Genomic DNA, 16,184 nt, shown 5'->3' with positions numbered 1-16,184 from the left:
AAAGGTATGCGTAGGAAAAGCATATATAACGAACGGAGGGGCATCTTCATGTGGTCCCTAAACATAAAAAAGACACCTTCCGAGGAAGGTGTCTTTCGCGTATTGAGGCGACGGACTGCACGCCACATCGTGCATTTCCAAAAAGGAGTGTCCGTCGACTTACACAACTCAGCTCATCGCTTTGCAACTATAACATGGTAGAGGGTGGACTGGCAAGATTTTTGTGGAATGTAATAAAAATCAATTCATGTTATTTAACTGATTTTGTACAAATTATAGGAGTATATACAAGAAAAATTAAAATAGATGTCTAGTGGTATAGACAACTGCATGTTATAATAGTGGGAGAAAAATCAAAGGAGTGGACGTAATGGATAACTCCAGTACAATACTGCTGAAAAATGCAGAAATTTATGCTGAAGACCAAACTTTCGATAAAGGTTTTATTTTTATTAAGGATGGCAAAATCGCTGCTGTCGGACCAATGGACAAGCTTGTAGATTTTCCGCAATCTGCATATTCTCTCGTAGAGGTACTTCCTGAGGGCTCGAAAGTAATTCCTGGATTTATTGACCTTCACATTCACGGGGCCAATGGCGCAGATACGATGGACAGCTGTGATGAGGCAATGAAAAATATTGCTTCCAGCTTGCCGCAGGAAGGAACAACAAGCTTTCTTGCGACGACCATTACTCAAAGCATAGAATCTTTATCTAAAGCGTTGAATGTGTCGGGGAATTATATTAGGGAAAAACAGCAATATGGTGATGCCGAGGTTTTAGGAATCCACCTTGAAGGGCCGTTTATCAACCCGGGTAAGGCGGGGGCACAGCCTCTCGAACATATCATAGATCCTGATCTTCATTTATTCAAGAAATGGATCGAGGAGTCACGAAATACAATCCGCCTTGTTACAATTGCCCCAGAACAGCCTGGCGGCGAGGAGCTTGTCCGCTTTTTAAAAGAGAAGGGCATTATCGCATCCGTTGGGCATTCTGATGCAACTTTTAAAGGAGTGAGAGAAGCGGTCGATGCTGGTGTGTCTCATGTTACCCACCTTTTCAACCAGATGCGTGGGCTGCATCACAGAGAGCCTGGCGTTGTCGGAGCCGCCTATTTACAGGAAGGGCTGAAGGTTGAGCTCATTTGTGACGGTATTCATGTTATTCCGGAAATGGTCAAAGTATCATATCGGCAAATCACTTCAGATAGAATGATTCTTATTTCTGATGCCATGCGGGCGAAGTTCCTGCCGGATGGGGAATACGAGCTTGGAGGGCAAAAGGTGTTTGTTGCAGATGGTAAAGCTCTCTTGGAGGAAGGAACACTGGCGGGAAGTGTCTTGACGCTTGATGCTGCATTTAGAAACATCATAAAATTCACAGGCTGTTCCATGGAGGATGCGGTAAAAATGAGCGCAGAAAACCCTGCAAGACAGCTTGATGTGTTTGACCGAAAAGGGAGCCTAAAGGCTGGAAAAGATGCCGATATTGTCATTTTGGACAGCGATATGGCAGTATCAAGAACGTATTGCAGAGGAAGATTAGCTTTTTGCAGGGAGGGTTCTGAATGAATATCGTAAAAGTGAAAAACTACGAGGATATGAGCAGGGAAGCAGCTAATTTCATACTGAAAAAATTGAAAAAAAATCCCCATATAACATTGGGGCTTGCTACAGGGGGAACACCGACAGGGACTTACAAGGAACTGATTGAGGATCATAAGGTGAACGGGACTTCCTATAAGGGTGTATCAACCGTTAACCTTGATGAGTATATTGGCCTTTCTCCAGAAGATCCTAACAGCTATCGGCATTATATGAATGAAGCGCTATTCAACAGCATTGATATAAGGATAGAACAAACCCACGTTCCTCATGGCTTGACAGGAAGCTTGCAGCAAGAATGCAAACGGTACGAAAATCTGATTGAAAAATTAGGCGGCATTGATTTGCAGCTTCTTGGAATCGGGAGCAATGGACATATTGGATTCAATGAGCCTGGGACTCCTTTTGGGAGCAGGACGCATATTATCGACCTTGCTCCGTCAACGCGTGAAGCGAATGCAAGATTTTTCAGCTCAATGGAGGAAGTTCCGACTCAGGCAATCACTATGGGGATTGCTTCCATAATGAAAAGCCGGGAAATACTGCTCCTTGCTTCCGGAGGAGCCAAGAGCGAAGCGGTCAAAAGGTTACTCCTAGGGAAAGTAACGGAGGATTTCCCTGCTTCTGTACTTCAACTGCATCCTAATGTAACGATTATTGCAGATGAAGAAGCAATGGTAGGTGTGATAGAGGAGGGAATGGCGTGATAGATAAATCCTCTCCAGTTCCGATTTATTATCAGCTAGAAGAATTAATTAAGAAGCAAATGGAAAATAATGAACTGCAGCCAGGTGATGCGCTGCCCTCCGAGCGGGAATATTCCGAGCTGCATGGCATCAGCAGAATGACGGTAAGGCAGGCAATCAGCAACCTCGTCCAGAACGGAATGCTCTACAGGCAACAGGGAAAAGGCACCTTTGTTGCAGAGCGGAAAATCGAAAAACAGCTTTTAGGGTTAACGAGCTTTACGGAGGATATGCAAGGAAGAGGGGTGCGCACATGGAGCGAAGTGGTTGATTTTCAGAAAGTGCCTGCTAATCTTTATATTGCATCGCAGCTTGAAATGATAGTGCATGACGAAGTGTTTGAAATCAAACGTGTCCGCATGGCTGAAGGTACTCCTATGGCGTATGAGACAACCTATCTTCCGGCCAAACTCCTTCAAGGGTTGACGGAGGAGGCTGCAACGCAATCGATTTATCTTTATATCGATGAGCACCTTTCTTCACCAATTGGCAGTGCGCGTCAGACGATTGAAGCATCGACCGCGAATGACATGGAAGCAGACTACCTGCAAATCCCGGAAGGATCGCCTGTTCTGTTGATTGAGCGGACGTCAAAGCTGAAGGATGGAACACCAATCGAACTAGCAAAATCTGTGTACCGGGCAGATCGATATAAGTTTAGCGTCGATATTAGTCGATAAAAGGGACAGTCCTCTATTTAGAACTGTCCCTTCTTCTTTGATTTTCTCTGTAACGATGAAAGGTGCTTTAGTACTTTATAGGAGCACGCATACCAGATTCGGCGTATTAAGGCTTCAAAACCACCTTAATCACATCGTCTTCATGGTCGTTGAATATTTTATATGCTTCGCTTGCCTGCCCGAGCGGTACTTTATGGGTGATAATCTCGGTTGGATCAATGTCCCCTGATGTAATCATTTCGAACAGCTTTGGCATGTAATGAATGACAGGTGCCTGTCCTGTTTTCAAGGTGATGTTTCGTTCAAAGATATTACCGAGAGGGAACATATTATAAATAGAGCCATACACACCAGTTAGCTGAATGGTGCCAAACTTTCGCACAGCATCTTTCGCAATTTGGATGGCGCTCAACGTTCCGCCTTGCAGTTTCAGCTTTTGTCCGACCTTTTCCGCAGCTGATTTTTCTCCGTCCATACCGACGCAGTCGATGACAACGTCCGCGCCACCATGGGTCACTTCTCTTAAGTATTTACCTGGATCGCTATGGTTTTCAAAATTATATATTTCCGCATTGTTCATCTTTTTCGCGTGCTTCAATCGGTAGTCAAGATTATCGACCGCAATGACACGCTTTGCACCCTTCATCCATGCGAATTTTTGCGCGATCAATCCAACGGGACCAGAGCCAAGGATAATGGCGGTATCGCCTGGTTTCAATCCTGAGTTTTCCACACTCCAGTAGGCTGTCGGCAGCACATCTGACATGAACAAGAGCGCTTCGTCTTCTAGCTCGCACGATTCAGGAATGACGAAAGGCATGAAATTGCCATAAGGAACGCGCAGATACTCCGCTTGTCCTCCAGGATAATTTCCGTATTGCTCCGTATAGCCTAAGTATCCGCCAGTATCTTTTAGAGAATTTGGATTCGAGTTATCACATTGGCTTTCCATTTCGTGTTGGCAGTAAAAACACTTGCCGCACGATACATTGAAAGGAAGGACAATCCTGTCACCTTTTTTCACTTTTGTCACTTCCGGTCCGACTTCTTCGACGATTCCCATCGGCTCATGGCCAATGACAAATCCTGGGCGGGTAGGCATTGAGCCAAGATAGATGTGGAGATCTGAACCGCATATTGCTGTGGAGGTAATGCGGACAATGATATCATCGTTTTTTTCAATCTTAGGAGCTTCCACATTTTTAACTTGAATATCTCTTGCACCCTGATACGTAACTGCCTTCATATCGTACCTCCTAGTAAGTAGATTACTTTCCCTATACCCCAGTATTCCCCATGATATCCAAAAAATAATCGCGATTGAATCTGATTGACATATACTGTACTGGGGTATAGTATAATATTAAAAATAACAGACAAAAAGGAGTGAATTTTTATGGCTTCCGGGGAAAAGGTACGGGCAATCAAGGAAGTGCAGCTTCCGATAACAGGCATGACGTGTGCAGCCTGTTCAGCAAGAATCGAGAAAAGTTTGAAAAAGCTAGAGGGAGTCGAAGATGCTTCCGTTAACCTGGCGCTCGAAAATGCAACCGTTCAGTATAATCCTGACAAGGCAAGAAGTACTGATTTTGAAAAGAAAATCATTGACCTTGGCTACGGCGTTCTAACGGAAAAAGCGGAGCTGGAGATAACGGGGATGACCTGTGCCGCCTGTTCGGCAAGAATTGAAAAAAGCCTTAATAAGCTTGATGGGGTAAAAAAGGCGACCGTCAATCTTGCGCTCGAAACAGCTAGCGTTGAGTATAATCCTTCACAGCTTGGAGTTTCGGACATCATCGCAAAAATCGAGAAGTTAGGATATAGCGCTAAAGTGAAACGAGAAAGTGGAGAAGGGGAAAAGGACCACAGAGAGCAGGAGATTGAAAAGCAGAAAACTAAATTTTTTGCCTCACTGCTGCTTTCCCTGCCGCTTCTTTGGGCAATGGCTGGCCACTTTTCATTCACTGGTTTTATCTACGTCCCAGAGATTTTCATGAACCCATGGTTTCAGCTTGCATTGGCGACACCTGTTCAATTCATCATTGGAAGGCAGTTTTACGTTGGTGCCTACAAGGCATTAAAAAACGGCAGCGCTAACATGGATGTGCTAGTCGCGCTTGGAACTTCTGCAGCCTATTTTTACAGTTTGTATCTTTCGGTCGTAAGCATCGGCGAGCATGCGCATATGACAGAGCTTTATTTTGAAACAAGCGCGGTTCTTATCACATTGATTCTGCTTGGAAAACTGTTTGAAGCAAGAGCGAAAGGAAGGTCATCAGAAGCGATCAAAAAACTGATGGGCCTCCAGGCGAAGACAGCGACAGTGCTGCGGGATGGCGAGGAAATGACTATTCCCCTCGAGGAAGTGGCAGTGGGAGATGTCCTTTATATCAAGCCGGGTGAAAAAGTGCCGGTTGACGGTATTGTCATCGAGGGGCAATCTGCTCTCGATGAATCGATGCTGACAGGTGAGAGCTTACCGGTGGACAAAGCGGCTGGCGATACGGTCATTGGTGCAACAGTAAACAAGAACGGATTTTTAAAAGTAGAGGCGACAAAGGTCGGAAAGGAAACGGCGCTAGCACAAATTATCAAAGTAGTGGAGGACGCACAGGGCTCGAAAGCACCGATTCAACGCCTCGCGGATAAAATTTCTGGAGTATTCGTTCCAATCGTTGTTGGTATTGCTGCAGTCACCTTCCTGATTTGGTATTTTGTTGCGAGTCCTGGAGACTTCCCAGAAGCTCTAGAGAAAATGATTGCGGTGCTTGTTATTGCCTGTCCTTGTGCGTTAGGGCTGGCAACGCCAACCTCGATCATGGCGGGCTCCGGCCGTGCTGCTGAATATGGCATTCTTTTTAAAGGCGGAGAGCATCTTGAGCTGACGCATGAAATCGATACGATTGTGCTCGACAAAACAGGCACTGTGACAAACGGGAAGCCAGTGTTGACACATATCCTGCCATCCGGATTGGACGAAAAAGAATTCCTTCGTTTAGTAGGTTCTGCGGAAAGGCAATCGGAGCACCCGCTTGCACAGGCGATTGTTGCAGGTGTAAAGGATAAAGGTGTGGAACTGACTGAGCCGGAAAATTTCACGGCAGTGCCCGGATACGGAATTAAGGCTTCGGTGGAAGGGCATTCCGTGCTTGTCGGCACAAGGAAAATGATGCTTGCAGAAGGAATTGCCATTGATTCGGTACTGCAGCAAATGGAGCAGCTTGAGGATAACGGGAAAACAGCAATGCTCGCAGCGGTGGACGGTGTTTATGCTGGTATGGTCGCGGTAGCGGATACAGTGAAAGAAACTTCAGCTTCAGCAATTCGGCGGTTAAAAGAGATGGGGCTTGAGGTCATCATGATCACTGGTGACAACAAGCGAACCGCAAACAGCATCGCCGCCGAGACTGGTATTGACTATGCGATAGCTGAGGTACTCCCAGAAGGTAAGGCCGAGGAAATCAAAAAGCTTCAGTCTCAAGGGAAAAAGGTCGCAATGGTTGGCGATGGAATCAACGACGCACCCGCACTTGCTGTTGCAGATATTGGCATGGCAATCGGTACGGGCACAGACGTCGCGATGGAAGCAGCGGATATTACGCTCATGCGCGGCGACCTCAACAGCATTGCTGACAGCATCCTCATGAGCAGGAAAACGATCCGCAATATTAGGCAGAATCTTTTCTGGGCATTCGCCTATAACACCTTAGGCATCCCAATTGCGGCACTAGGATTTTTGGCGCCATGGCTTGCCGGTGCTGCGATGGCCTTCAGTTCTGTCTCCGTCGTTCTCAATGCCCTTCGCCTGCAGCGCGTCAAACTAAACCGTTAAATGAAGTGTCTTTGCATACGATACAGGGGTATATTAAAATAGTGGAAAAGGGAGGGGTGGAGCGTGGAAGTTCCTGAAATAGAGAAGACGGCGAAGGATACAGAATGCGAGAGCCATTGTAATCCTACGCCGGGAAGGAAAAGCCATCACTCAGAAAGCACAAAGAAAAACCTTGTGACAAGGCTGAACAGGATTGAAGGGCAGATTCGCGGAATCAAAGGCTTAATCGAAAAAGATACTTACTGCGATGACGTCATTACACAGATCTCCGCAACCCAAGCTGCCCTCAACAGCGTGGCGAAGCTTCTGCTCGAAGGCCACATGAAAACGTGTATCGTCGAGCGGATTGAAGAAGGTGACAGGGAAGCCATCGATGAGCTCCTCGTCACGATCCAAAAACTCATGAAAAAATAAACAAGGGAGGCATTATCAATGGAAACAGTAACACTCAATGTAAAAGGAATGTCATGCGGACATTGTGTTAAAGCAGTAGAAAGCAGCGTAGGTGAACTTGTAGGCGTCCAAACCGTTAAAGTAGATCTCGAAGGCGGAAAAGTAACTGTAGACTACAACCCTGAACAAGTAACAGTAGAAAAAGTGAAAGAAACAATTGACGATCAAGGATATGATGTAGAGTAGAACAACAAAAAACGCACCCGGCTAGGTGCGTTTTTTTATTGATTTTATCCACTTAACTAGTAACTTGTTCCGCTACTGTTTGTACTCCTTCAATAGTAGCTTTCCACTCAGAAAAAGGCTCAAGCCGGACACGAACAGATTTCTCCGTGTCATCGCTATACTCGACAAGCCACATACCTTTGTTAGAAGGGAGGAAGAAGAAGATGTTTTGCATATATGGATCTGATTCCAGATTAGGAATATGGAAAAACGCTATATTAAATAGAGACCAATTATATTGTCCTAAATCTTCCATAAAATAATTAAAAGCTTCCTCTTCTTCAGCTGTAAAATTGCTCATTTTTCTAACTTTATGTAGCTTATTTTGATCACTTAGGACATTAAAGCCTTTTTCTGTTAAGAAGAATTCTTTCGTTTCTCCTTCAAATATAGGGAAGGAGTAATACTCTTGAATAAAGGAAGGAATTTCACTAGTTTTTAAGAGGTAGAATTCATGGACGATATCTTTATGAATAATTTGAGCAGTCCACTCTTCGCCTTCTAAGTGATGGATCATTAGCACGCTTTCTCGAGGGAAGTCAGAACACCGGACTATCCAATTAGATTTTGTGAATTGAATAATAAACTTTTGCAAATCTTCTGGAAACGGAACCTCATCGTTTTCCGCTTTTTCCTCATCCCATAAATCCTTCACCATCAACTGATGAATCGTTGTCTCAATAATTGCATCCCATTCTTTCCCGCTTTTTCTCCCAAAAGAAGACTCCGCAATCCCTCTACCTTCTCCTGGAAACCCACAAAGAGATACAAACAGTGCAAGTTCCTCAGTGGTACAAGTCATTAAAAAGTTCATTATAATCACCTTTATTCTGTATTTTTCCCTAACTTAATACAAGTAAATTTAAAGAAAGAGCATCCGAAGGAACTTTGAGATATAGTGGTAGATAAAAATAAAAGCAATACTCATAATAAAAGGGGTGATTAATTGAAGCAATTTTCGGATTGGCCAAGGGTATTTTTGTTGTTTTTTATAAAAATAGATTGCTATTATCATTGTTGAATCCATAATTAAATTAAAGACTTTATCCAACCAGCTTTCAGGAGGTTTTACCACACCTGTTTCATACCAATTAAGGTAAAAGTCACCTAAAAGGAATAGTAAAAAGCTAAAGATTGCTTGTATCCCCATCAATATCATTAGGATAAATTCAAAAGTTGACAGTATTGATTCCATTTTTAATCAGTTCTCCTGTGAGAAAAATATTTATTTAAACCACTTACTAATAGATTTTCCAACTTTCTTCCCTATGGATCCTCCAAAGTCTTTAATTTTATCTCCTCCGAAAGTACTTATTCCAGCTCCAATTAAACCGCCTGCTGCTCCTCCAATCACTATACCTATTGGCCCTCCAACACTTCCTATTGTGGCTCCAATTTTCGTGCCAGCTCCAATTAAGGCAAAATCTGTAGCAGTACCAGCTAAAAACCTACCGAATTTTTCATATTTGGATTTATTTTTATTCTCTGGTTTAACAAATTCGGTAAGATTAGCAACTACAGTAATAGTGTTTCCTACTCCTGGAACACGCTCTGCAACTTTAGTAAATCCTTTAGCTTTTGCTGCTGTTTCAACCACTTCTTTTGTACCGAATTTGACTTTATTTATATAGTCAGCTTTAAACTTTTTACCGTCAATATAGTTACTTTGATTTTTTGGAAAGCCGAATTGATGTTTTATATAACTCCCTGCGTCATTATAGGTGGAGTACAACTTTTTAAATGGTTTATCAATAAATCTGGTAGACTTCAACTTTTCGCGAAACTTTGTGGCGAGTTCTGCACTATGTCCTCCTTTTGCAGTCCAAGCCTCCGGTGCACCAACGGAGAATTTATACTCGCCTTTATACTTTTTCCAAAGTGTTGGCTCACCTCCATGATAAGTTATTTTCATTCCCTTTGCTTTACGAGCTGCCCAATATGTACGAGCTCCATGGAAGCTAATGAGAGCGAAGTCTCCGTATTGCATAATTCTCCCATTAGTGAAATCGAAAGGCTCACCAATAGTATTGGCAATATCAAATGATTTATCTGCTTTAAGTGTATCTTTTAAATTTTTATAGGCATCGGATTGCTTTAACTTTTTACCATTGTAATTTGAAATGGCGGAGCTTCCTTTGCCGAACATGGATTCCAACTTATCCATATAATTATTAAGCAATTCTAGTTTATTTTCAAGGAATTCTACTTCTTTTGCTTGTGCATTATCAAAATTTACTAGAGCTTCTATTGTCTCATCAACGTATTTTTCTGCATTGTCTACTGTGTTGACAAAACCTTCTTCTTCTAACTTTGGTAGCCATGTGAAATCCTGTTAAGAGCCATTTTTAATGGCGTTTATTTCGGAAACGACAATGACGGCAACAGACTATTTTCGCCACCGTCACTTTCGTTTCCTTTTTAGTTAAGTCAAATTCGTTGGCATTATATGGTTTAAAGTTCCATTGAATTCATTTCAAATTTATATTATTCTCTAAACAGAAAAAGGACCTTTTCAGGTCCTAAAACCGGTAGTCATCTATGACTCGCTCTACCGAGTTTTCGTCTACCAGTTCCTGCTTCCTGGAAACTGCGTCTAACAGGCATTCCGTACATAAACGGTTCGTTAAGCGCGGAATGCCTCGAGTTTCCTTAAAGATTAATTTTAATGATGAATCCGTGAAAACCTGGCGGCTTTCTCCTGCCACCTCCAATTGATGTTTGATGTATTCTATCATTTCTTCGAAACTCATCCCATCAAGGTGGAAGCGGGTATTGATCCTTTGAGAAATGGCTTCCAGGCTTCTTAGACGGAGCTTGTCCCTTAATTCGGGCTGTCCAACCAAAATAAGGGCCAAAGGTGACAGGGAATCAATTTGAAAATTTGTTAGGAATCTGATTTCCTGTAACATCGATGATGACAATAAATGCGCTTCGTCAATCACTACGACGGGCGTTTTCTTTTTGTTTTCATAGATGTCTAGGAGGGCTGTTTTAAATTGTCGTTTGAGATCACTCGCCAGAAATTTGGGTTCTATTCCTACCTGGAGAAGCATTTCTCGATAAAAATCGCGGGGTTTTAAAGCTGAGTCAGATAAATAAAGAAAAACATGCTGATTTGCTTCCAATCGTTCTTTCAGTGACCTGATGGCGGTTGATTTTCCAGCGCCGACTTCCCCGGTAATCAGACCGAATGAACGCTGCTGAATCATAAATGTCAGCCGTGCCTGCAGCTCTTTATATTGTTTTGCCATGAATAAGTGTCTAGTAGGAATGTCCTTTTGAAATGGAGTGTGCTTCCATCCAAAATGTTTTGCAATCATTCTTCTTTTCCCCCTATAAGAGTTTGATAGCTTAATGACCCTCGCTTTTCCTTTTGTTTCTTTTCATGGTCGGGTTCTGTTAAATCCAAAAAGTTGAGGCCAGATTCTTCTTCAGCTCTATTTGAGGTTTCAGAAGCTACCTTTTCATGTCTTGGACGGGCAAGTTTTAAAGGAATTGCATTTTCAAACTGTTGTCCGTCAAACCATACTTCGATTGATTCCAGGTCATTAGGATCGAAACGGAGAGTAATCATTTCACCGACCAATCGGGAATCCACTTCGTATTTATTTCCCTGAAAAGAGATGCAGCCTGTCTTGTCCACTTTTCGCTCTTCTTCCCAAAAGAAGGCGTTCTTTAGTTCCTGAAAGGAGATGGAGACCGTAGGTTGCTCACACTCTTCCCAGCGGTGTTTCGGCGCTTGCTTCGTTTCCCCATGTGTTCTTTCATGATAAATGGATTCTTTCCAAATGTGGAAATACCGATTTAATTGTTCAATGGATTGAATCCTTCCTGATTCGATCAGATCATAAGCCTCAGGCTTGAAGGACGTATCTACGAATCGGAAAAAACGCTCAATTTTCCCGCGCCCTTGTGGACGTCTTGGAGTAGAGTGGGACAGTTTTATCCCGAGCTTTGCGCAGGTTGTCTCCAACGCCTTTGCGCGATAAATGGATCCGTTATCCACATAGATTTGTTCAGGCTTTCCATTAGTTAAGATGGCTTTAAAGAAGCAGTCTTCCAGTTGCGCACCTTTTTCGTCAAAGTAAAACTGCCCATGCACAATGAATCGGCTATAATCGTCAATGAATGCAAACAACTTGGCCACTCGCTTCTTATTTGAATCCTTGGGATCCGGAAGATACAAAGTATGTTGGACATCCCCTTGCCAACAGGCATTGCGATACGGAAATTCAAAGCGGCGAAACTGGTTGCCTACAGGTGTTTGTTGTAGCCGTTTTTTCGTTATACCTGCTTTCCTAAACTGTTTGGAGAGGGTGCTTTCGGATATGCTTCCCCTTGGCATAATGGCTGCCAACTCCATCATGCGGATAATTTGTTCGATCGATCTCTCTGGGCGTTCCTTTTTCAATTGAATGGCCTTTTCCAGTATCTCTTTTGAGATAGACCTTGGTGCATATCCGCCTCGTTTCACCGGCTTCAATGCCTCAAACCCTCCCTTGCGATAAAGCTGCAGATACCTTTCCAGCGTACGGATGCCGACCTTTTGCATCTCTCCATATGGATTCATATGTTCAGCCTCTGCGATGCTACGAAGCCGTTGTGCTTGTTCTCCTTTTGGGAGCTCTCTGGTGACAATTTCAGCGATCAAACCAAAGCGGTATAAGGCAATGTCATTTCTAAGCTTTTCGTCCATATAAAACTCTCCCTCTTTTTAATCAACTTCTACAAGTTTCATTAAATAACAGGAACCAATGAAAAGGGAGAGCCCAAATTCTGTGGGAACGTTCGTTTTAAATACATATTTTAGGAGGATTATACCCCGAAGGGGGGAGAAACAGGATTCGGAAAGAAAGTAGGCGGAGAGTGGGATGGGGAATAAAGGATGGAGTGGTTTATATTTTTTCTCTTAACTGATTTATCCATTGGAAGTAACCACAGGAAGGATAGGGGGTGGTAGGATGAGAAATTTCCCATGCCAACGGGAGAAGGAATAATAGAAGTTGTTCCACTGTTAAGTGCTTAATTTTTTGAAATTCAAATGCAAATGGCTTAATTTCAACTGTTGAAGAAAGAAGGAATTGGACAAGAGACTTGAGCGGGCCCTTCCAAAGCCGATCCCATCGTTTAACAGTTTTGTAGCTTACTCCCCCTAAAACATTTTGCGAGAAGTACGTTTGAATAAAAGAATAGCTTCGACCTTTTACATACCGCAAAAGCCAGGCTCTTTGTAAAAGTTGCCCACTATGGATTTGGTAGCGGAAGAGAAAATCTGGCAATAATGAAAAAGTCTTTCCACAAGCAGAACAATACCATCGGTAGATCGGAATCCTTCTTGCCTTTTTCCCTGTGATAACCATACGATAGTACCGGCCATGCTTATATAATTTTCTATTACAATCAGGACAGTTCTCATCGCAAGGAGGTGGTACATCCTGATAATATCTTAAATATTCTCTGATTGTTCTACCAAGATACTTTATCCTAGTCATGGTTTTGGCTAAATTAGGCTGAAGGAACGCTGTCTCTTCGTGCCCTTTTTGCCCCTCCTCCCGCCAGGGAATGATTAACATTAATCTATTGTCGCATGATTTTCTAAAATTGTACCGCCACAATTTTTTCCTAAAACAACAAAAAACACTGCCAACGAATATGGCAGCGTACAAAATCCACTGAGTTGATGTAATTATTTGCTTCAGAGACTGAATCTATAGTGTATTCTTTTATTTTTTTTAGAGGAGGCTTTATGTTATTCTCTAAAAATGATTGATCAATATAGCAGTGGCTTTCCTTTTCATCCTCGACGTATTCCAGGGCATCTTTAATATTTTCCATAGTCTGTAAATAGTCATCGGAAAAGCTTTTGAAATATTGTAGAAAAGGTAAATGGCACTCTTGATAAAATGAAAAAATGGAATCAGCGGTTTTTCCCATAAAGATAGCTCTTGAACTATTTAAAGCACTGATGCTTTTTTGGAGCTCTTCTGTTTTAGTAACCTCAGTCTTAATTTTTTCTTTAACTATCTTGAAATGCCCACGGACTTCTCCCGAATCTATAGTTTTCAAATTACTCCCTCCTAACTCAAAGATTTTGCAATTTTAGCTGCAAGCTCCTTGTCAGCTTCTCGCAATTTATCTAACGCTAATCTTGTATCATTAACATTTTGAGAAACAAGTTTTTTATATCTTTCCATTATGTTATTGATTTGTGTATTTAAATTATTAATACGTGAAATGGTAATTAAATTGCTATTGCCACTATTAGCCGCTGGTAATTTTAGCTTTAACTCACTTGAAGCCGTTTGTATATTAGTGAGTATTTCTTCAACTTTATTGTAATTCAGTTTTATCATAAGAAATCCCTCATTTTCGTTGTTTTAATTCTTTTTCTAAGGAACTTTTTTGTTGTGTAACCATAGTGATTTCACCATTTATTCTTGTCATTTCTCGATCAATAGTTTCTAAAACATAGAAAAATTGGTCATTAATTAAATCATCATAACTATTTATCAAACGTTCCCTTCGCTTATCATCAAACTTATGGGCTTTTAGACCACTCCAAGTATTAGAGGATAGTTCAGGTTTACTAATTAGATTTCTTTGAATCTCTAAATCTGTTAGTATTCCATACAAACGTCCCCTGCACCTTTCCAGTTCTCTAAGCTGCTCTTTATATTTGTTAATTAAAGCATTACAATTTGCAATTGAATCCACATTAATCACCTCTTGATTGAAAGATCATACTTTTTATATGGAACATTCTCTACAACATACGAGTAAAATCACCTTTAATTACTATATCATGGTAATTAATCATGCTGTAATGGACCATTTGGATTAATTTGGTGGGAATTAAGGGGTCCTTTATACTATTTAATCAACTTTAGTATAGTGGGAATGAAGCCTTTCAGCAGGGAGGCATTAAGACCATTGGTATTGCAGTTTTCTATGCTAATGCAGAAAAGAAGACTCCGTGATTACACTACTTACATAAGGAAATCCACAAAGATACAAACTAATTTAAAGAAGGACTATTCGAAGGAACTTTGAAATATAATGATAGATGATCATAAAAGCAATACCCATAGTAAAAAAGGTTATTAATTGAAGCAATTTACGGATTGGCCAAGAATATTTTTGTTGTTTTTTATAAAAATAGACTGCAACTCCCATAAAGAGATTCATACAAATATTAATTACTTTTTGAATTGTGTTTTCAGGTGGAGAGAATGTACCATATTCATAATATTTTAGATGAAAATCTCCTAATAGGAATAGAGTAAAGCTGAAAACTGCTTGTGTGCCCATCAGTGTCATTAGAATTACTTCAAAAGTTGATAGTATTGATTCCATTTTTAATTAATTCTCCTGCAAAAAAATATACTTAAACCACTTACAAATAGATTTTCCAACTTTGTTCCCTATGGATCCTTCAATATCTTTAAATTTATCTGCTTTTGCAGAAAGGAAGACTCCGCGATTCCTCTCCATGCATTAGGAAATACACAAAGAGATACAAACAAATTTAAAGAAAGACCATCCGAAGAAACATTGAAGTAAGCTGGAAGATAACGAAGAAAACAATACTCATAACAAAAGGGGTGATTAATTGAAGCAATTTTCGGATTGGCCAAGAATATTTTTGTTGTTTTTTATAAAAATAAATTGCAACCCCCATAAGGAGATCCATCCCAATATTAACCATTTTTTGAATTGCGTTTTCAGGCGGAGAGAATGTACCATATTCATAATATTTTAGATAAAAATCGCCTAAAAGAAATAGCGAAAAGCTATAAACTGCTTGTGTGCCCATCAGCATTATTATAATAATTTCAAAAGTTGACAGTATGGATTCCATTAATTATTCCTTCTCCTGTAAATAAAAATTATTTGTTATTTAAACCATTTGCTTATAGAGTTTTTAATCTTACTTCCGGTGTTTCCAATCTTCTTCCCGATGGATCCTCCAATGTCTTTAATTTTATCTCCTGCTTTTGTGCTTATTACAGCCCCAATTAAACCTCCAATTGCTCCTCCAGCCACTATCCCTATTGGTCCACCCACACTTCCGATTGTTGCGCCAATTTTGGTACCGGCTCCAATCAAAAAACAATTCATACCGGTATATGTTTTAGCCTTTAGTGATTACTAATAAAAAATTGAATAAGCGGTGGATATCCTGCTTCGGGAAGTAAGTACACAAAGATTGTAAAAGCAATTGTTAAAATGCCGAAAACAATGAAAATGATATACAGAGAACTAGGACCTTTTCTCTTCTTTGATAGTAAGCCAATTAGTAAACTACCAATCCCAAGTATTAAAGAAATGGTGAATCCTAAGTAAACATTCATGTTGTCCAATGAAGACGAAAAAAATAAAATCAAAAAGATAATGATGAATAATACACCAGTTGTATTCAACGTGTTCAATTTTCTCAAACCTTTCACTTGAGAGATCTTAAAAAAACCGTCAATTGATCCGCCACTATTTTACTATGATATCCTCAATTACTATATCATGGTAATAAATATTGCTGTAATGGATCATTTGGATTAATTTAGTGAGATTATGAGGGTCTTTTATACCACTTAAACATATTTGGTATAGGGGAAACACGGTCTTTCGAAAGGGAGACATTAAGA

Annotated in this window: 16 protein-coding genes and 1 pseudogene; 6 read left to right on the top strand and 11 right to left on the bottom strand. The window is 41.0% G+C overall.

Features of this window, described 5'->3' with window-relative positions:
- Nucleotides 1–370 precede the first annotated feature (370 nt).
- From nagA to BQ5796_RS13490, 3 genes are read left to right on the top strand one after another with little or no spacing between them, the layout of a single operon-like run.
- Nucleotides 371–1,573 carry an N-acetylglucosamine-6-phosphate deacetylase gene (nagA, locus tag BQ5796_RS13500; RefSeq protein ID WP_071460690.1) on the top strand — a complete coding sequence of 401 codons (1,203 nt, stop codon included), beginning with the start codon at nt 371–373 and terminating at the stop codon, nt 1,571–1,573.
- Nucleotides 1,570–2,313, top strand: coding sequence for a glucosamine-6-phosphate deaminase (nagB, locus tag BQ5796_RS13495; protein ID WP_071460689.1), 744 nt, complete (start codon nt 1,570–1,572; stop codon nt 2,311–2,313). The genes nagA and nagB overlap by 4 nt, the downstream gene beginning before the upstream one ends.
- On the top strand, nt 2,310–3,032 hold the full coding sequence (locus BQ5796_RS13490) for a GntR family transcriptional regulator (RefSeq protein WP_071460688.1): 723 nt from the start codon (nt 2,310–2,312) through the stop codon (nt 3,030–3,032). Before nagB ends, BQ5796_RS13490 begins: the two co-directional genes overlap by 4 nt.
- Before the next feature lie 106 nt (nt 3,033–3,138).
- On the opposite strand, the gene BQ5796_RS13485 is transcribed toward BQ5796_RS13490, so the two are convergent.
- Nucleotides 3,139–4,278 (bottom strand): zinc-dependent alcohol dehydrogenase, encoded by a 1,140-nt coding sequence (locus BQ5796_RS13485; RefSeq protein WP_071460687.1) that lies wholly within the window; start codon nt 4,276–4,278, stop codon nt 3,139–3,141.
- A gap of 150 nt (nt 4,279–4,428) precedes the next feature.
- Here BQ5796_RS13485 and BQ5796_RS13480 point away from each other — a divergent pair, with 150 nt between their 5' ends.
- The 3 genes from BQ5796_RS13480 (at nt 4,429) to copZ (ending at nt 7,503) form a co-directional block, all read left to right on the top strand.
- Entirely contained in the window at nt 4,429–6,864 is a 2,436-nt protein-coding gene (locus BQ5796_RS13480; protein WP_071460686.1) for a heavy metal translocating P-type ATPase, read from the top strand.
- Between the two features lie 78 nt (nt 6,865–6,942).
- Nucleotides 6,943–7,278 carry a metal-sensitive transcriptional regulator gene (locus BQ5796_RS13475; protein ID WP_071461306.1) on the top strand — a complete coding sequence of 112 codons (336 nt, stop codon included), beginning with the start codon at nt 6,943–6,945 and terminating at the stop codon, nt 7,276–7,278.
- Between the two features lie 18 nt (nt 7,279–7,296).
- A complete protein-coding gene (copZ, locus tag BQ5796_RS13470; protein WP_071460685.1) occupies nt 7,297–7,503 on the top strand; it encodes a copper chaperone CopZ in 207 nt (68 codons plus the stop codon).
- Between the two features lie 52 nt (nt 7,504–7,555).
- Here the strand turns inward: copZ and BQ5796_RS13465 are convergent, their stop codons facing one another.
- The 10 genes and pseudogenes from BQ5796_RS13465 to BQ5796_RS13410 all read right to left on the bottom strand — a co-directional run bounded on the left by BQ5796_RS13465 (nt 7,556) and on the right by BQ5796_RS13410 (nt 15,648).
- Nucleotides 7,556–8,356 (bottom strand): hypothetical protein, encoded by an 801-nt coding sequence (locus BQ5796_RS13465; protein ID WP_071460684.1) that lies wholly within the window; start codon nt 8,354–8,356, stop codon nt 7,556–7,558.
- Nucleotides 8,357–8,767: 411 nt separating this feature from the next.
- A pseudogene (locus tag BQ5796_RS13455) lies at nt 8,768–9,859 on the bottom strand (T7SS effector LXG polymorphic toxin); the annotation flags it as partial.
- Between the two features lie 202 nt (nt 9,860–10,061).
- Entirely contained in the window at nt 10,062–10,862 is an 801-nt protein-coding gene (locus BQ5796_RS13450) for an ExeA family protein (protein WP_071460621.1), read from the bottom strand.
- Nucleotides 10,859–12,238, bottom strand: a complete 1,380-nt coding sequence (locus BQ5796_RS13445) for a DDE-type integrase/transposase/recombinase (protein WP_071460681.1) — start codon at nt 12,236–12,238, stop codon at nt 10,859–10,861. The genes BQ5796_RS13450 and BQ5796_RS13445 overlap by 4 nt, the downstream gene beginning before the upstream one ends.
- Nucleotides 12,239–12,437: 199 nt before the next feature.
- The gene (locus BQ5796_RS13440) at nt 12,438–13,115 is read right to left on the bottom strand and encodes a DUF6431 domain-containing protein (RefSeq protein ID WP_071460680.1); all 678 of its coding nucleotides are present in this window, start codon (nt 13,113–13,115) and stop codon (nt 12,438–12,440) included.
- 49 nt (nt 13,116–13,164) lie between these two features.
- Nucleotides 13,165–13,608, bottom strand: coding sequence for a T7SS effector LXG polymorphic toxin (locus tag BQ5796_RS13435; protein WP_071460679.1), 444 nt, complete (start codon nt 13,606–13,608; stop codon nt 13,165–13,167).
- Nucleotides 13,609–13,619: 11 nt separating this feature from the next.
- Complete coding sequence (locus BQ5796_RS13430) at nt 13,620–13,895, bottom strand: DUF5344 family protein (RefSeq protein ID WP_071460678.1); 276 nt, start codon at nt 13,893–13,895, stop codon at nt 13,620–13,622.
- Between the two features lie 10 nt (nt 13,896–13,905).
- Entirely contained in the window at nt 13,906–14,256 is a 351-nt protein-coding gene (locus tag BQ5796_RS13425) for a YwqH-like family protein (protein WP_071460677.1), read from the bottom strand.
- A gap of 811 nt (nt 14,257–15,067) precedes the next feature.
- Nucleotides 15,068–15,400 carry a hypothetical protein gene (locus BQ5796_RS13415; protein WP_071460675.1) on the bottom strand — a complete coding sequence of 111 codons (333 nt, stop codon included), beginning with the start codon at nt 15,398–15,400 and terminating at the stop codon, nt 15,068–15,070.
- Between the two features lie 35 nt (nt 15,401–15,435).
- On the bottom strand, nt 15,436–15,648 hold the full coding sequence (locus tag BQ5796_RS13410; RefSeq protein ID WP_071460674.1) for a hypothetical protein: 213 nt from the start codon (nt 15,646–15,648) through the stop codon (nt 15,436–15,438).
- Nucleotides 15,649–16,184: the final 536 nt, after the last annotated feature.

Source organism: Bacillus massilinigeriensis (assembly GCF_900111815.1).
Classification (GTDB): Bacteria; Bacillota; Bacilli; order Bacillales; family Cytobacillaceae; genus Mesobacillus_C; species Mesobacillus_C mediterraneensis.
Note: the sequence above shows the minus strand (reverse complement) of the source record. Positions and strands in the feature narration are given on the sequence as shown.

What these genes read in the sequence shown, in the direction of transcription:
- nagA (WP_071460690.1), top strand. Translation starts at nt 371, where the DNA reads ATGGATAACTCCAGTACAATACTGCTGAAAAATGCAGAAATTTATGCT.
- nagB (WP_071460689.1), top strand. Translation starts at nt 1,570, where the DNA reads ATGAATATCGTAAAAGTGAAAAACTACGAGGATATGAGCAGGGAAGCA.
- BQ5796_RS13485 (WP_071460687.1), bottom strand. Translation starts at nt 4,278, where the DNA reads ATGAAGGCAGTTACGTATCAGGGTGCAAGAGATATTCAAGTTAAAAAT.
- BQ5796_RS13480 (WP_071460686.1), top strand. Translation starts at nt 4,429, where the DNA reads ATGGCTTCCGGGGAAAAGGTACGGGCAATCAAGGAAGTGCAGCTTCCG.
- copZ (WP_071460685.1), top strand. Translation starts at nt 7,297, where the DNA reads ATGGAAACAGTAACACTCAATGTAAAAGGAATGTCATGCGGACATTGT.
- BQ5796_RS13465 (WP_071460684.1), bottom strand. Translation starts at nt 8,356, where the DNA reads ATGAACTTTTTAATGACTTGTACCACTGAGGAACTTGCACTGTTTGTA.
- BQ5796_RS13450 (WP_071460621.1), bottom strand. Translation starts at nt 10,862, where the DNA reads ATGATTGCAAAACATTTTGGATGGAAGCACACTCCATTTCAAAAGGAC.
- BQ5796_RS13445 (WP_071460681.1), bottom strand. Translation starts at nt 12,238, where the DNA reads ATGGACGAAAAGCTTAGAAATGACATTGCCTTATACCGCTTTGGTTTG.
- BQ5796_RS13440 (WP_071460680.1), bottom strand. Translation starts at nt 13,115, where the DNA reads ATGTTAATCATTCCCTGGCGGGAGGAGGGGCAAAAAGGGCACGAAGAG.
- BQ5796_RS13430 (WP_071460678.1), bottom strand. Translation starts at nt 13,895, where the DNA reads ATGATAAAACTGAATTACAATAAAGTTGAAGAAATACTCACTAATATA.
- BQ5796_RS13415 (WP_071460675.1), bottom strand. Translation starts at nt 15,400, where the DNA reads ATGGAATCCATACTGTCAACTTTTGAAATTATTATAATAATGCTGATG.